The following is a 14,946-nucleotide window of genomic DNA, read 5'->3' on the forward strand; positions in this document are numbered from 1 at the left end:
GCCGGCCATGGAACAGGCGCACACCATCGAGCTGGAAGGGCTGGAAAAACGCTTCCCGTCGCTTGAGAAACCGGCGGTCGCCAGCCTGACCACCACCCTGCGCAGCGGCGCGGTGATCGGGCTGGTCGGCCCGGACGGCGCTGGCAAAACCACCCTGCTGCGCATGCTGGCCGGGCTGCTGCAGCCCAGCAGCGGCAAACTGCGGGTCGCCGGGCTGGATCCGATCGGCCAGGATCGTCAACTGCACGCGATCCTCGGCTACATGCCGCAGAAGTTCGGGCTGTATGAGGATCTGACGGTGATGGAGAACCTGACGCTGTACGCCGATCTGCGCGGCGTCACCGGCGATCTGCGGCGTCAGACCTTCGAACGGCTGCTGAAATTCACCGACCTGACCCGCTTCACCGAGCGCCTGGCGGGCAAGCTGTCCGGCGGCATGAAGCAAAAACTGGGACTGGCCTGCACGCTGGTGGGCGCCCCCCAGGTGCTGCTGCTGGATGAACCGGGCGTCGGCGTCGATCCTATCTCGCGCCGCGAACTGTGGCGCATGGTGCACGAGCTGGCCAACGACGGCATGTTGATCCTGTGGAGCACCTCTTATCTCGACGAAGCCGAGCAGTGCCGCGAAGTGCTGCTGCTCAACGAGGGCGAGCTGCTGTTCAGCGGCGCGCCGCAGGAGCTGACTCGCCGTATGGCCGGGCGCACGGTGTTGATCGCCGCGCCACCCGGCAGCCATCGATCGTTGCTGCAGCGGGCGATCTGCCTGCCGGCGGTCACCGACGGCGTGATCCAGGGCAAGTACCTGCGCCTGATCCTGAAGGAAGGCGAAGATCACCGCCAGCTGCTGCAGGCGCTGGATCTGCCGGACGCCGAACTGAACGAAGCGGATCCGCGCTTCGAGGATGCGTTTATCGATCTGCTCGGCGGCGGCCCCAACCATCGCTCGGCGCTGGCGGAGATCATGCCGACCGTCAACGGCGAAAGTGGTGAAACAGTGATCGAAGCGGTGCAGCTAACCAAAAAATTCGGCGATTTCGCCGCCACCGATCACGTCGATTTTCAGGTGCGGCGCGGCGAAATCTTCGGCCTGCTCGGCCCGAACGGCGCCGGCAAGTCCACCACCTTCAAAATGATGTGCGGCCTACTGATCCCCTCCAGCGGCAAGGCGCTGGTGCTGGGGATGGATCTGAAAACCAGTTCCGGCCAGGCGCGCCAACGCCTTGGCTACATGGCGCAAAAATTCTCGCTGTACGGCAACCTGACGGTGGCGCAAAACCTGAAGTTCTTCTCCGGCGTCTACGGCCTGAGCGGCAAGGCGCAGCGCGACAAAATCGACGAGATGTCGCGCGCCTTCAACTTCGCGCCGATCCTCGATCAAACGCCGGACGCGCTGCCGCTCGGCTTCAAGCAGCGCCTGGCGCTGGCCTGCGCGCTGATGCACGAACCGGATATTCTGTTCCTCGACGAACCGACCTCCGGCGTCGATCCGCTGACGCGGCGCGAGTTCTGGCTACACATCAACGGCATGGTCGACAAGGGCGTCACGGTGATGGTGACCACCCACTTTATGGACGAGGCGGAGTACTGCGACCGCATCGGCCTGGTGTATCGCGGCAAGATCATCGCCGCCGGCACGCCGGACGATCTCAAACAACAGGTGGCGCGCGACGACAATCCCAACCCTTCGATGGAGCAGGCGTTTATCGAGCTGGTTCAGGGCTACGACGAGGAGGAATCACGGTGAGCGATAACCGAACCCCAATCGACGAGAGCGGCTTCTCCTGGCGCCGGCTGCGCGCGCTGTGCCTGAAGGAAACGCGGCAGATACTGCGCGATCCCAGCAGCGGCCTGATCGCCTTCGTCATCCCGCTGATGCTGCTTTTCATCTTTGGCTACGGCATCAACCTGGACTCCAGCAAGCTGCATCTGGGCATTCTGATGGAGCAACAGAGCGAAGACGCGCGCGATCTGGCCCACGCCTTCGCCGGTTCGCCCTATATCGAACCGACCATCAGCGACAACCGCCAACAGCTGATCCAGCAGATGCAGGCCGGCACGATCCGCGGCCTGGTGGTGATCCCGGTGGATTTCGACCAGCGCATGGCGCGCCCGCACGACAGCGCCCCTATCCAGGTGATCACCGACGGCAGCGAGCCGAACACCGCCAACTTCGTGCAGGGCTATGCCCAGGGCGTATGGCAAATTTGGCAGCAGCAGCGCGCCGCCGATCGGGGGAACAACGACAAACCGCTTATTGACGTACAGATGCGCTACTGGTTCAACCCGGCGGCCATCAGCCGGCACTACATCATTCCCGGCGCCATCACCATCATCATGACGGTGATCGGCGCCATTCTCACCTCGCTGGTGATCGCCCGCGAATGGGAGCGCGGCACCATGGAGGCTCTGCTGTCCACCCAGGTGACGCGCAGCGAGCTGCTGCTCTCCAAACTGATCCCTTATTACTTCCTCGGCATGATCGCCATGGCGCTGTGCATGGCGGTGGCGGTGTGGGTGCTCGGCGTGCCCTATCGCGGTTCGCTGCCGATCCTGCTGCTGATCAGCAGCCTGTTCCTCGCCAGCACCCTCGGCATGGGCCTGCTGATCTCCACCCTCACCCGCAACCAGTTCAACGCGGCGATGGTGGCGCTGAACGCCGCCTTTCTGCCGTCGATCATGCTGTCCGGCTTCATTTTCCAGATCGACAGCATGCCGGCGATCGTGCGCGCGGTGACCTACATCATTCCGGCGCGTTACTTCGTCAGCACGCTGCAAACGCTGTTCCTGGCGGGCAACGTCGGCCCCGTGCTGGCGATCAATCTGCTGTTCCTGATCGCTTCCGCCGTGGTGTTCATCGGCCTGACGGCCTGGAAAACCCAGCGTCGGCTGGATTAAGGAGAAAGAGCGATGTTTCACCGTCTGTTGACGCTCATCATCAAGGAAATGCAGGCGCTGCTGCGCGATCCGCAAACCCGCGCCATCCTGATCATGCCGGTGATCCTGCAGGTGCTGCTGTTCCCGTTCGCCGCGACGCTGGAGGTGACCAACGCCACCATCGCGGTCTACAGCGAGGACAGCGGCCAGGCTTCGGTGGAGCTGACCCAACGCTTCGCCAAGGCTAAAGCTTTCTCCCATGTGCTGCTGCTGCGCAACCCGCAGGAGATAAAGACCACCATTGATAACCAACGGGCGCTGCTGCTGATCCGCTTCCCGGCACAGTTCTCGCGCGATATCGCCGCCGGCAATACCGCGCCGCTGCAGTTGCTGCTCGACGGGCGCAACTCCAACAGCGCGCAGATCGCCGCCAACTACGTGCAGCAGATCGTGCAGGAATATCAGAACGAGCTGCTCGGCAACCGTGCCAAACCCAACAACAGCGAACTGGTGGTGCGCAACTGGTATAACCCGAATCTGGACTACAAATGGTTCGTGGTGCCATCGCTGATCGCCATGATCACCACCATCGGCGTGCTGATCGTCACCTCGCTGTCGGTGGCGCGCGAACGCGAACAGGGCACGCTGGAACAGCTGCTGGTCTCGCCGCTCACCACCTGGCAGATCTTTATCGGCAAGGCGGTGCCAGCGCTGATCGTCGCCAGTTTCCAGTCCAGCATCGTGCTGTTGATCGGCATCTTCCTGTACCAGATCCCGTTCGCCGGATCGCTGCTGCTGTTCTATGCCACCATGCTGATCTACGGGCTGTCGCTGGTCGGTTTCGGCCTGCTGATCTCGTCGCTGTGCGCCACTCAGCAGCAGGCGTTTATCGGCGTGTTCGTGTTCATGATGCCGGCGATCCTGCTCTCAGGTTACGTCTCGCCGGTGGAGAATATGCCGGTGTGGCTGCAGGATCTGACCTGGGTGAACCCGATACGCCACTTCACCGACATCACCAAGCAGATCTACCTGAAAGACGCCAGCTTCAGCATCATCTGGCGCAGCCTGTGGCCGCTGCTGGTGATCACCGCCACCACCGGCAGCGCCGCCTACGCGCTGTTTCGCCGCAAAATCGCATAAAAAGATTCATAACGCTTTACCGGGAAACGCTGCTTTGATTTTCAAAAAGAAGTAATCGCTATACCGGTATCCCTAGGCCATTCTTTTTATCGCCTTAATTTTATTATTTATTCCTTCCAGAACGCTGGTACTCCGACGATGCGTGGGACTCACGAATATGCCATTGACATAACCTCTCAGCTTATTGGCAAACGGCTGTTTGAAGGGGTTATGCTCGCTATAGCTTGATTTAACAGTCTGTGACGGCTCACGTCTGAGAGAAACTAATCAAGATATTGATCAAATTATCGATGTAAATAAGGTATTTTTATACTGAATAATCTTGAAAGACAAAGCATAAATAATTTATAAAAAACAATAGTGAAAATGATAGAGATCCACGTGAAAAAAGAGATTCTTGCCGTTCCGGGTATGCCTTCATCTCCCTTGTTCAAAAGGACGTATAAAGCCGTTCAAGATATTGATGAAGAACTAACCAAATTGATTCGTAGATGGCGATTCCTCCATGCAGGACCACCTATGAAAGTTACTGCATATGATGGAACAGAAATCTGCTATCAAGGTGTAGCATTTAAAGGTTCTCCCGTTCAGGTTTTTTGGAATGGATTTATCGAACCTTACATTGAAAATTACTCAATAAATGTATTTAAGCAGACCTCAGCGTTGGCAATCGAGTGCCAATATGCAACAGAGGAATCCATTGAAGAAGCTAAAATACTATTGCTGGTGATGGTTCGTAGGCTTTACCATGAAATGGCCGAAACAGATAAAATATTAAGAGGGGATGGATTTTCATTTCCACAAAAGAAAGATGTTAGCGGCCATATTGAAAGTATGTCTCAAAAGATTATAGAACATGCAGAGATTGAGAAGTTAAAAAAGCCACTGGCGAACCAGAATATATTCAATATAGAGACTGTAAATAGCAAATATGCGCAATTTGGCACAAGTAATAACATCAACGTTCAAGAGTTAAGTGACTTCTTCAGAATGATTGCTTCTTCGGGTGATGATGAGATTATTGTTCTCTCGAAAATACTTCTGAGTAGCGCCCACTCAAGAGAATTACTAAGTAAAGAAAAATATGATTTCTTAGTATCTATTTTTAAACAGTAGATTATGCTCATATTTATGAATCAGAAAACCTAATCACAACACAGAAATCTAAAGGAGTAACATGATGGATTTTGATGCTATGGCATACCCTGAAACATTCACAATCTCTGGAACTGAATATAAAGGGCGACGAAATTCAGCTGAAAAAAAAGTGCTAATCCCTTACACTGAAGAGCCCAACATTAGCATTGGCGATAAAATAACTCAAAAACTAGGAAAGGGCGAAATATCTTTAAAAGTACTTGATATGTCATTCTTACCTGGAGGCACACTTAATGTTGGTACCAATCACCCACACATGCTTACATTAAAGGTTGAGAATTTAACTGCCAATGAGCACAAACCCAAGCAATCTAGCCAAAATACATTCAACATAGGAAGCGTATCAGGCTCACAAGTTCAAATCGGTGAACGTAACCATCTTATTTTAAATATCAGCATAACTGAACTTGTTGAAAAAGTATCTCAATCACAGGACCCTCAGGCAAAATCTTTACTTAAGGATTTGCTAAATAATAGCACTGTAGCTAGTCTCGTTGGTGCTGGCGCATCAGCCTTATTAGCTATGCTGTGAAGAAGTGGCCTGGCAAAAACCAGGCCAAAATTATCATCTTTCACTCATCTATTTTGGAGATAGTGGCATTTTTTCTCTATAGGCCCACAGGGGTTCAATCAAGCATCAAACTGCTCTTTGTTTGTTACAATATTTTCATCTGATAGAGAACTACGAGCAAAGTCATGATGGTCTATCCAGAACAGTGATCTTACTCAGCAATAGTTGTCACACGACTAAATGAGTAAGCTCTAAATCAGACGCGACTCACATGACAAAACCCGTATCAAGCAGTAAGAAAAGCACGCTCCTCGAGTCATTTGAGTACTTTACCCCTGGCTTTTTCATAAGAATCTTCCGGCGTTTTCTCTGTTTTACATGGCTTACTACTCAGTCCCAGCGGATCCAACCACATCAGCGGGTTCGCCGCATACAGATAAAGGTTCAGCCCGCCGTGCACCCCTACAGGATCCTGTGTGGTAATACGTCCCACCTCGGATGGAACAGGTTGTCATTGAGAAATATAACTTTTTCATAATTTATCCACTACATTTACCAGGTGTTCATATCACTGCCATATGCCTCTATCCTTATCCGACCTTCCCCCCTCATGACTTGTCTTTAACACGAAGAGGGGCTCAGTCAGTTTAGTACTATATAGTAGCCGGGTAGGTTTAACCATTCCGGCTTTCAATTTATCATTTCAGATTTAGCTTGATGAAAGATATTACTTCATCTTTGCTCATTTCAAATTCTGGGCCAGCATCAATTCCTTTTAAATAATCTACTACATATGAGAGTTCTTCGTCAGGAATATCATAGTCCAGATAAAATCTATAGGCGTAGTCCGCCACTTTAGATGAACTATAATCATCATCAAGAAGACAGTTCAATCCATTTAAAAAAAGCGTTCTCATCTCATTCATATTAAATCACCATCCTATTCCTGTTGCCTTACCTGAAGGAGTTGCGATTCCTGCATCGATATCAGCTTTAGTTGGTGGATAATGGGGCAGGTTTAACACTTCACCATTTTTCATTTTTGGATGAACTCGATTGACCTCTCCTGCATGATTATAAGTCTCTTCCCAAGATCTTACATTCCCTGTTTTAGGATCCCATTCTGTAACATGGGAGCGTCCTCTTGTTGGTCCCTGAGTTCTAGCTAATGCCTCTTTGTCATAATAGCGAATGCGGCCATCAGGTAGATGTCGAGTATTTACTGCCGTTTTTTGAGCTTTTTCTAAAGCCCTAAACTTTCGGTTCAACTTCGTTGATGGCGAGCAACTTAGCCCATACGGATCCACCCACATCAGCGGGTTCGGCGCATACTGATACAGGTTCAACCCGCCGCGCAGCCCTATCGGATCCTGCGTGGTGAAACGCCCCACCTCGGGTTCGTAGTAGCGGAACAGGTTGTAGTGCAGGCCGCTTTCGTCGTCCTGATATTGCCCGGCGTAGCGCAGCGGCTGCTGATATTGCGCGCCCTGCCGCTTCGCCGCGCCGGCCACCGTCTGGCCCTGCAGCTTGCCGAAGGTGTCGTATTGCCCGGACCAGCACAGGTTGCCCGCCGCGTCGGTCACCTCCAGCGGCGCGCTGTTCAGATCGGTGTGATACCAGTAAATATCCGCCGAGCGGCTGTCGCCCGCCTGCTCCAGCGCCGCCAGCGGGCTCCACGGGCTGGCCGGATCGTAGCTCCAGCTGCGGCGGCTGCCGTCGTCGCGCTGCTCCTGCAGCAACCGGTAGCCCTGCCACAGGAAACGGGTCGTCTGTTCGGTTTTGCCCTTGTAGCGCACCGCTTTGCGGCTGCGGCGGCCCAGCGCATCGTAATGGTACTGCGCCTCGAACTCGCCCTGCGGGCCGCGGCCGTGCGCCTGCACCAGCCGGTTGTCGGCGTCGTAGCGGTAGTGCTGTTCGTACAGGCCGTTACGCCGGCTGATCAGGTTGCCCCAGGCGTCGTAACGGTAAAACAGTTTTTGCCAGTGCGTCAGGCGGTTATCGGCGATCGGCGCCAGCGGCAGGTGCGCGTCGATGTCGCTCTGCGGGCTGCGTTCGCCCAGCAGGTTATCCGCCAGATCGTACACCAGCCGCGCGCCCGGTTTACCCTGATTGGGCTCGCGGTGTTGCAGCAGGCGGCCTTCGGCGTCGTAACCGTAGTGCACTTCGCCGCGCAGCGCGTCGCTCACCCCGGCCAGCTCGCCGCGGCCGGTGTAGCGATAAGCGCGCCACAGCACGCCGTCTTCCGGCCGAGTCAGTTTGTCATGGCCGAAGGCGCTGCTCTGCCAGCTGCGGCGGCCCATGGCGTCGTAACGCCGCTGCTGCTGCAGCGCACCCTGGCTGCGGCCGGTTTCCCGGTGCAGGCGATCGCGAGTGAATTCGCTCACCACCTGCTGGTTGAATTTAATGGCGCTGGCGTGGCCGGAACCGTAATACAACCACTGCAGGCGATCGCCCTGCGGCAGCGTCAGCGCCTGCAGGTTGGCCAGCGCATCCCACTGGTATTGCAGCTCGCCGTTCACGCCCTGTTCGCCGAGCAGCCGCCCGGCGGCGTCATAGCGCATCTGCACGCTGTCCGGCTCGATGCCCAGCGCCGCGCCGCTCGCCGTCGGCAGGCGGTTCAGCTCGCGCAGCCGCCCCATGGCGTCGAAGCGGTAATGCCATTCCGCGCTGGCGTTGCCGCGCCAGACCAGCTGCCCGGCCTCGTCGAAGCGGAAGCGCTGTTCGCGCTGCGTCAGCTCGCCCGCGCTGCCCGGCAAGCCGACCTCGCGGTGCTCCTCCAGCAGCCCGGCCGCGCCGTAGCGATAATAGTGGCGGGTGTCGTCCGGGCGCTCTTCGGTCAGCACGCGGCCCACCGCATCGTAGCTGAAGCGGTAGTCGCCGCCGTTGCCGTTCTCCAGCCGCGTCAGCCAGCCCTGCGGGCTGTAGTGATAGCGCCGGGTGCGGTTGATGCGATCGGTGATGCTGACCGGCAGCCCCAGGGCGTTGTACTGCCAGCGGGTCAGGCTGCCCAGCGCGTCCTGATGTTCGGCCAGCTGGCCGTGCGCATTCCAGCTAAAACGCTCTTCGCCGCCGTCCGGGTGGATCAGGGTATGCAGGCGGCCGCCGTTATCCCACAGGTAGCGCGTCTGATGGCCTTCGGCATCGGTCTGCGTCGTCAGTTGCCCCAGCGCATCGTAGGTATAAGCCGTCACGCTGCCGGAACAGTCGGTGTAGCGCGTCAGCTGGCCGCGGGCGTCCCACTCCAGCTTCACTTCCCCGCCCAGTGCGTCGATCACACTGGCTGGCAGGCTCTCTTCGTCATCCGGATAGCGGTACAGCGTGGCATTGCCCAGCGCATCGACATAGCGCGTCGGGCGCCCCAGCGTGTCCCAATGCTGCGCCTCACTGCTGCCGTCCGGGTACGCGACGGCGAACAGCCGGCCGCTGTTGCGCGAATATTGATAGCGCGTCACGCGGCCGAGCGGGTCGGTCTCCGACAGCAGGCGGCCGTAAGAGTCCCATTCGCTCTGGCGCTGCGCGCCGCCGGGCAACAGCACGCTGCACAGCTCGCCGCGTTGGTAGATAAAACCGTAGCGGCGCTGGTCGAAGTCGGTGTACTGCGCCACGTTGTCGTCGTCATCCAGCCGCCACTCCGCCCGCTTGCCGTCGCCGCGCACCGCGCTGCGGCGCCCGCCGGCGAAGTCATAGCCGAACTCAAGGGATTCTCCGGCGCTGTTGCGATAGGCCGTCACGCGCGGCACGCCGTCGATCTCTTGCCATTGGTATTCGTTCAGCAGCCCGGCGGCGTCCTGGTGGCTGATCATCAGGCCGTCGCGCCAGCCAAAGCGGCGCGTCACCTCACCGGCGCGGTTGCTCACCGTCGTCAGCTGGCCCTGCTCATCGTAACCGTAGCGCGCCAGCGTCCGTTCGCCTTCGGCGGTTTGCAGCGCCACTTCACGCAGGCGGCCCTGCGCATAGCGGCACATCAGGCGCTGCCCTGCGCTGTCCACCAGTTCGCTCAGCAGCCCCTCATCGTCGTAGAACAGCGAGGTGGCGTTGCCGATGGCGTCGGTGATCATGCTCAGCCGGCTCGGCTGCTCGCCCGCTAGCGGCGGGTAGTGGAAAATCTGTTCGCCGACGTCAAACAGCTGCCAACTGCCGTCGTCGTTGTGCATCAGCCAGCATTTTTCGGCTTCGCAGTAGGTTTTGTGGCCGCGCGGCACCATAGGGAAAGCGACGAAGTCGCCGGAAGGCGCACGCCACACCAGGCCGTCTTGATACGGCTGCAGGCTGCTCTCCCAAAACAGGTTCCAGCCGCGGCCCAGTACGCCGTCGCCGGGGTTGCCGCTGCGCCAATAGCGCTGCCAGGCGACCGGCAGGCGCGAAGGCAGCACGAAATCGAGATCGTCTTCGGCGTCGAGGAATTTCTGGCCGCTGACGATATCCACCGGCCGGGCGATAATGCCGACGGCGGCGGTCGCGGTCATCAGGGTGCCGGCGCGGCAGGCGATGCGCGCCAGTTTGTTGATGCCGGGCAGTTTGCCCAGCAGTTTGCCGAGCGCCCCCAGCTTGCCGGCGGCGCCGCCCACACCGCCCACCAGGCCGGCGAACAGCAGCGTCAGGTCAGAGACCTTGTACAGCCAATCCGGCACTTCGGGCTTGATCGGCAAGGTGGTGACAGTGCCGCCGCCGATAAATACGTTGGGCGAACCTTCCATCACCTGCGCGTCGCAGTTGGTTTTGTCCCCCACGCGCGAGGCGGGCTGGCCGTTGATGCTGACCTTGTCGGAGCCCTGCGCCATCTGCATGCTCGGGCCGTCGTCGCTGCAGGCCACCTGGCTGTTGGTGGCGAGCGCGGCGGGTTTGCCGTTGATGAAGACGTTGGGGGAGCCGGTGACGATATTGCCTTTGGGGGTCAGGCTACCGGCACCAGCGTCGGCAATGCCGTCGCGCGCCGCGGTGGCCGCCTCCCCGGTGAGATACCCCACCGCCAGGCTGGCGCCGATAAGCAGCACGCCGACGCCGATACAGGAAGCCGCCAGGCCGGCGACGAACAGCGCACCCGCCGCCAATGCGCCTGCGGCGGCGATCAGGCCGCCGACAAGGGTGCCGGCAATCATGCCGGCCAGGGCATGGGAATGCCCGATGGTATCGCCGACGCGGGCCGCTTCGGTCATCGTAAGTTCCTTTTACGCAAAGAGTTCATCGTTAGGCCGCCCGGTAGCTGCTCAGCACCTGCTGCTGCAGCGCGTCGCGAGAAACATTGATCGAGGGAAAAACGTTCATCACCGGTCAGAAGCACTTTGACGGTGCGATCTAGGTAACCTTCCTGTAGGACCGCACTGCCTTCGATAAAGATATAGCAGGAAGTATTGGGCATCATGCAAAATCCTTTTGCTTAACGAAAGCTTAAGCATCACAAAATCGCATAAAAAAAGCTCTGCATGTCACATGCAGAGCCTGTTAAGTCCTTTGGATTTCAAGCGACTGCTTGAAAGACGACGGATTTAGCGGCGGTTGCCGAAGATACGCAGCAACATCAGGAACAGGTTGATGAAGTCGAGATACAGCGTCAGCGCACCGACGATGGCGTACTTGCGGAAGCCGTCTTTATCATCGGCGTTCAGCTGCTCACCCATCGCCTTGAGTTTTTGCGTGTCGTACGCGGTCAGACCGACGAACACCACCACCCCAATGTAGGTAATCGCCCACATCAGCGCAGTGCTTTTCAGCCAGATGTTCACCAACGAGGCCAGCACGATGCCGATCAGCGCCATGAACAGCATGCTGCCGAAGCCGCTCAGATCGCGCTTGGTGGTGTAGCCGTACAGGCTCATCGCGCCGAACATGCCGGCGGTGACCACGAAGGTGCTGGCGATCGAGCTGTAGGTATAAGCGATGAAGATGCTCGACAGCGTCAGCCCGGTCAGCGCCGAGTACAGCATGAACAGCGAGGTGGCCACCGCGCCGCTCAGGCGGTTGACCATGCCGGAAATCACGAACACCAGCGCCAACTGGGCGATGATCAGACCGAAGAAGGTGATCTGGCTGGAGAAGATGAAGTTGAGGATCGCGGGCGTATTGGCCGCATACCAGGAAACGAACGCCGTCAGCAGCAGACCGCAGGTCATCCAGCCGTAAACCTGCGCCATGTAGGCCTGAATGCCGCTGTTGGCACGTTCGACGATTGAACCATTAGAGCGTGGATATCGGTCCATGACGGTTACCTTTTGCGTTGTAAACAAGATTCCGAAGCCCCGCGAACGGGGCTTCGCCTGCTATAAGCGTACCACAGAATAGGCCGCGCGAAAGCGGCAAAGGTCTTGATTTGTTTCCGCTGTTGACGCGCTATTTAGCCGCTTTTTGCCAGCGCTGCGCCGCCTCGCGATCGCTGTCGCGGGCGTCCACCCAACGATCGCCCTGGCCGGTGGCTTCGCGCTTCCAGAAAGGCGCTCGGGTCTTCAGGTAGTCCATGATGAACTCGCTGGCGGCGAACGCCATGCTGCGGTGCGCGCCGGTCACGCCAACGAACACGATCTCGTCGCCGGGATACAACGCGCCGACGCGGTGGATCACCGTCACGCGCTGCAGCGGCCAGCGGCTGCGCGCCTCGGCCACGATCTCCGCCAGCGCCTTCTCGGTCATGCCGGGGTAGTGTTCCAGCGTCAGCGCGCTGACGTCGTCCCCGAGGTTATGGTTGCGCACCTTGCCGGTGAAGGTCACCACCGCGCCGTCGGCGTCACACTGCGCCAGCCACTGATACTCGTCGCCGACGTTGAACGGCGCTTCGCCCACGCGAATGCGGGTGTTTTCCATGCTTACCCCCCGGTGACCGGCGGGAAGAAGGCCACCTCATCGCCGGCGCGCAGCGGATGATCCGCCGCCACCAGCGACTGATTGACCGCCGCCAACAGCTTGCCGGACTCCAGCGCCAGCGCCCAGCGATCGCCGCGCGCGCACAGCGCCTGGCGCAGCGCCTCGACGGTCGGGTAATCCGCCGGCATCGACAGCGTGCCGGTGCCCACCAGTTCGCGCACCTGCGCGAAGAAAAGAATATCGATCATGCGTTCACCTTAAAATCGCCGGATTTGCCGCCGCTTTTCGCCAGCAGGCGCACCGGGCCGATCACCATGTCTTTCTGTACCGCTTTGCACATGTCATAGATGGTCAATGCCGCCACCGAGGCGGCGGTCAGCGCCTCCATCTCGACGCCGGTTTTGCCGGTCAGCCGGCAGCAGGTTTCGATGCGCACCCGGCTGTGCTGCGTCTGCGCCTCCAGCTGCACTTCGACTTTGCTCAACATCAGCGGGTGGCACAGCGGGATCAGTTCCCAGGTGCGTTTGGCCGCCTGAATGCCGGCGATGCGCGCCGTGGCGAACACGTCGCCCTTGTGATGGCTGCCGTCGACGATCATCGCCAGCGTGGCGGGCAGCATCTCGACGAAGGCTTCGGCGCGCGCCTCGCGCACCGTTTCGGCCTTGGCGGAAACGTCAACCATATGGGCTTCGCCGGCGGCGTTAATGTGGGTTAGCTGTGTCATGACTCAGGGCTTCTTCAAATGGGGCTGGAAGTTGCACGGGCGATGGCGCGCGTCCAACTGCTCTTCGATAATCCGCTCCCAGGCGGTGCGGCAGGCGCGGGTGGAGCCCGGCATGGCGAAAATCACCGTGCGGTTGGCCAGGCCGGCCAGCGCGCGCGACTGGATCGTCGCGGTGCCGATCTCTTCGTACGACACCATGCGGAACAGTTCGCCGAACCCTTCCACCTCTCTGTCGAACAGCGGCAACAGCGCTTCCGGCGTGTTGTCGCGCGCGGTAAAACCGGTGCCGCCGGTGATCAGCACCGCCTGCACGTTGTCATCGGCAATCCACGCGGAAACCCGCGCGCGGATCTGGTAAATGTCATCTTTGACGATGGCGCGATCCACCACCTGATGGCCGGCTTCCCGCGCCGCGTCCTGCAGATATTGGCCGGAGGTGTCTTCCGCCGCGCCGCGGCTGTCGGACACGGTCAGGATGGCGATATGTGCCGCAATAAACTCGCTGCTCGCATGGCTCATGGTTCAATAGGCTCCTATTGGCTGTCAGCCGCCGATAAACGACAGGTTCTGGGTGATCCCGCTGTTGCCCTGATGCAGGAAATGGGTCTGCTTCTTGCTCAGCAGCCCGCTCTGGATGCGCGCCTTCAGCGCATCGAGCTGGCCGTCGTCCGCCAGCAGATCGCGCAGGGGCACCCCCTGCTCGCCGAACAGGCACAGGTGCAGATTGCCGATGGAAGAAACGCGCAGCCGGTTGCAGCTGGCGCAGAAGTCTTTTTCATACGGCATGATAAGACCCACCTCACCCTGGTAGTCCGGGTGGCTGAACACCTGCGCCGGGCCGTCGCTGCGGCCGCGCGCCTGGCGCTGCCAGCCCTGCTGTTCCAGCTGCCGGCGAATCACTTCGCCGGAAACGTGGTGTTTGCGAAACAGCTCGCCGCCCTCGCCGGTTTCCATCAGTTCGATAAAACGCAGCTGGATCGGCCGATCCTTGATCCAGGCGAGAAAGGCGCCGAGCTGCTGGTGATTGACGTCGCGCATCAGCACGGCGTTGACCTTGACCTTGCTGAAACCGGCGCTAAAGGCGGCGTCGATGCCGTCCATCACCTGGCGGAACTTGTCCTGACCGGTGATGGCGTGAAACTGACGGGGATCCAGGCTGTCGATGCTGACGTTGATCGCCGTCAGACCGGCGTCACGCCAGGCGGCGACGTCGCGCGCCAGACGGTAGCCGTTGGTGGTGACCGCCAGCGTGCGAATGGCCGGATTTTCCCGCACGGCGGCGATGATCTCGGTAAAGTCGCGGCGCAGCGAAGGCTCGCCGCCGGTCAGGCGCACCTTTTCGGTGCCCAGTTCGGCGAACGCGCGGCTGACGCGGCGGATTTCATCCAGCGACAGGAAGCTTTTCGGGCTGCCGCTCGGCTTGTAGCCGTCGGGCAGACAATAGGTGCAACGAAAGTTGCACACGTCGGTGATCGACAAGCGCAGGTAATAGAACTTGCGCTCATAAGCATCAATGAGTTGCGGTACCATAACACCTTTCCAAAGTCGGGAGATGCGAGCGTTTCCCCTCTGCACCCTGGTGGCTGACTTCGCCACGGCCCAGGCGCCATATCGTTCCGGATGAACAACGTAGGCGCAGGGGCTAGGAGTTTGATTTCTCTTCCCGCTACCTTGAGTAGCCGGAATGAAACCGTGGTTTTCAGCAGAATTCTAGCGCTAATCGGCAACGATAGCCAACGCGTTA

Annotated in this window: 13 protein-coding genes, 2 pseudogenes and 1 riboswitch; of the genes and pseudogenes, 5 read left to right on the forward strand and 10 right to left on the reverse strand. The window is 58.9% G+C overall.

Annotation, left to right across the window (positions count from 1 at the left end; translation table 11 throughout):
- Positions 1-7 precede the first annotated feature (7 nt).
- Genes ACMGGK_RS17135 through ACMGGK_RS17145 form a run of 3 tightly spaced genes read left to right on the forward strand, consistent with a single transcriptional unit; the run spans position 8 to position 4,014 of the window.
- The gene (locus ACMGGK_RS17135) at positions 8-1,744 is read left to right on the forward strand and encodes an ATP-binding cassette domain-containing protein (protein ID WP_420277064.1); all 1,737 of its coding nucleotides are present in this window, start codon (positions 8-10) and stop codon (positions 1,742-1,744) included.
- A complete protein-coding gene (locus ACMGGK_RS17140) occupies positions 1,741-2,895 on the forward strand; it encodes an ABC transporter permease (protein ID WP_420277065.1) in 1,155 nt (384 codons plus the stop codon). The genes ACMGGK_RS17135 and ACMGGK_RS17140 overlap by 4 nt, the downstream gene beginning before the upstream one ends.
- Positions 2,896-2,907: 12 nt before the next feature.
- A complete protein-coding gene (locus ACMGGK_RS17145) occupies positions 2,908-4,014 on the forward strand; it encodes an ABC transporter permease (RefSeq protein WP_033641042.1) in 1,107 nt (368 codons plus the stop codon).
- A 6-nt stretch (positions 4,015-4,020) separates the two neighbouring features.
- On the opposite strand, the pseudogene ACMGGK_RS17150 reads toward ACMGGK_RS17145, so the two are convergent.
- Positions 4,021-4,221: pseudogene (locus ACMGGK_RS17150) on the reverse strand (transposase); the annotation flags it as partial.
- Positions 4,222-4,395: 174 nt separating this feature from the next.
- Between ACMGGK_RS17150 and ACMGGK_RS17155 the strand changes: the two are divergent.
- Together ACMGGK_RS17155 and ACMGGK_RS17160 are read left to right on the forward strand one after the other, a co-directional pair.
- Positions 4,396-5,130: a hypothetical protein gene (locus ACMGGK_RS17155; protein ID WP_273889594.1), complete on the forward strand. Its 735-nt coding sequence runs from the start codon at positions 4,396-4,398 to the stop codon at positions 5,128-5,130.
- Between the two features lie 64 nt (positions 5,131-5,194).
- Positions 5,195-5,704 carry a hypothetical protein gene (locus tag ACMGGK_RS17160; RefSeq protein ID WP_420277464.1) on the forward strand — a complete coding sequence of 170 codons (510 nt, stop codon included), beginning with the start codon at positions 5,195-5,197 and terminating at the stop codon, positions 5,702-5,704.
- Between the two features lie 364 nt (positions 5,705-6,068).
- Here the strand turns inward: ACMGGK_RS17160 and ACMGGK_RS17165 are convergent.
- The 9 genes and pseudogenes from ACMGGK_RS17165 to moaA all read right to left on the reverse strand — a co-directional run.
- Positions 6,069-6,179 (reverse strand): annotated as a pseudogene (locus ACMGGK_RS17165) (RHS repeat-associated core domain-containing protein); the annotation flags it as partial.
- A gap of 202 nt (positions 6,180-6,381) precedes the next feature.
- Positions 6,382-6,609: a hypothetical protein gene (locus tag ACMGGK_RS17170; RefSeq protein WP_049239966.1), complete on the reverse strand. Its 228-nt coding sequence runs from the start codon at positions 6,607-6,609 to the stop codon at positions 6,382-6,384.
- A 6-nt stretch (positions 6,610-6,615) separates the two neighbouring features.
- Positions 6,616-10,839 (reverse strand): RHS repeat-associated core domain-containing protein, encoded by a 4,224-nt coding sequence (locus tag ACMGGK_RS17175; RefSeq protein ID WP_420277066.1) that lies wholly within the window; start codon positions 10,837-10,839, stop codon positions 6,616-6,618.
- Between the two features lie 330 nt (positions 10,840-11,169).
- Entirely contained in the window at positions 11,170-11,880 is a 711-nt protein-coding gene (locus tag ACMGGK_RS17180; protein WP_004939761.1) for a Bax inhibitor-1 family protein, read from the reverse strand.
- A 130-nt stretch (positions 11,881-12,010) separates the two neighbouring features.
- The gene (moaE, locus tag ACMGGK_RS17185; protein WP_049299450.1) at positions 12,011-12,478 is read right to left on the reverse strand and encodes a molybdopterin synthase catalytic subunit MoaE; all 468 of its coding nucleotides are present in this window, start codon (positions 12,476-12,478) and stop codon (positions 12,011-12,013) included.
- A gap of 2 nt (positions 12,479-12,480) precedes the next feature.
- The gene (gene moaD / locus ACMGGK_RS17190) at positions 12,481-12,726 is read right to left on the reverse strand and encodes a molybdopterin synthase sulfur carrier subunit (protein ID WP_049187156.1); all 246 of its coding nucleotides are present in this window, start codon (positions 12,724-12,726) and stop codon (positions 12,481-12,483) included.
- On the reverse strand, positions 12,723-13,202 hold the full coding sequence (moaC, locus tag ACMGGK_RS17195) for a cyclic pyranopterin monophosphate synthase MoaC (RefSeq protein ID WP_048794855.1): 480 nt from the start codon (positions 13,200-13,202) through the stop codon (positions 12,723-12,725). The genes moaD and moaC overlap by 4 nt, the downstream gene beginning before the upstream one ends.
- A gap of 3 nt (positions 13,203-13,205) precedes the next feature.
- Entirely contained in the window at positions 13,206-13,721 is a 516-nt protein-coding gene (moaB, locus tag ACMGGK_RS17200; RefSeq protein ID WP_021503999.1) for a molybdenum cofactor biosynthesis protein B, read from the reverse strand.
- A 24-nt stretch (positions 13,722-13,745) separates the two neighbouring features.
- The gene (gene moaA / locus ACMGGK_RS17205) at positions 13,746-14,732 is read right to left on the reverse strand and encodes a GTP 3',8-cyclase MoaA (protein WP_033641045.1); all 987 of its coding nucleotides are present in this window, start codon (positions 14,730-14,732) and stop codon (positions 13,746-13,748) included.
- Positions 14,719-14,863: riboswitch (molybdenum cofactor riboswitch) on the reverse strand. It overlaps the preceding gene by 14 nt.
- Positions 14,864-14,946 lie beyond the last annotated feature (83 nt).

The sequence above is a fragment of the Serratia sp. BNK-33-b genome, from assembly GCF_048684565.1.
Classification (GTDB): Bacteria; Pseudomonadota; Gammaproteobacteria; order Enterobacterales; family Enterobacteriaceae; genus Serratia; species Serratia marcescens.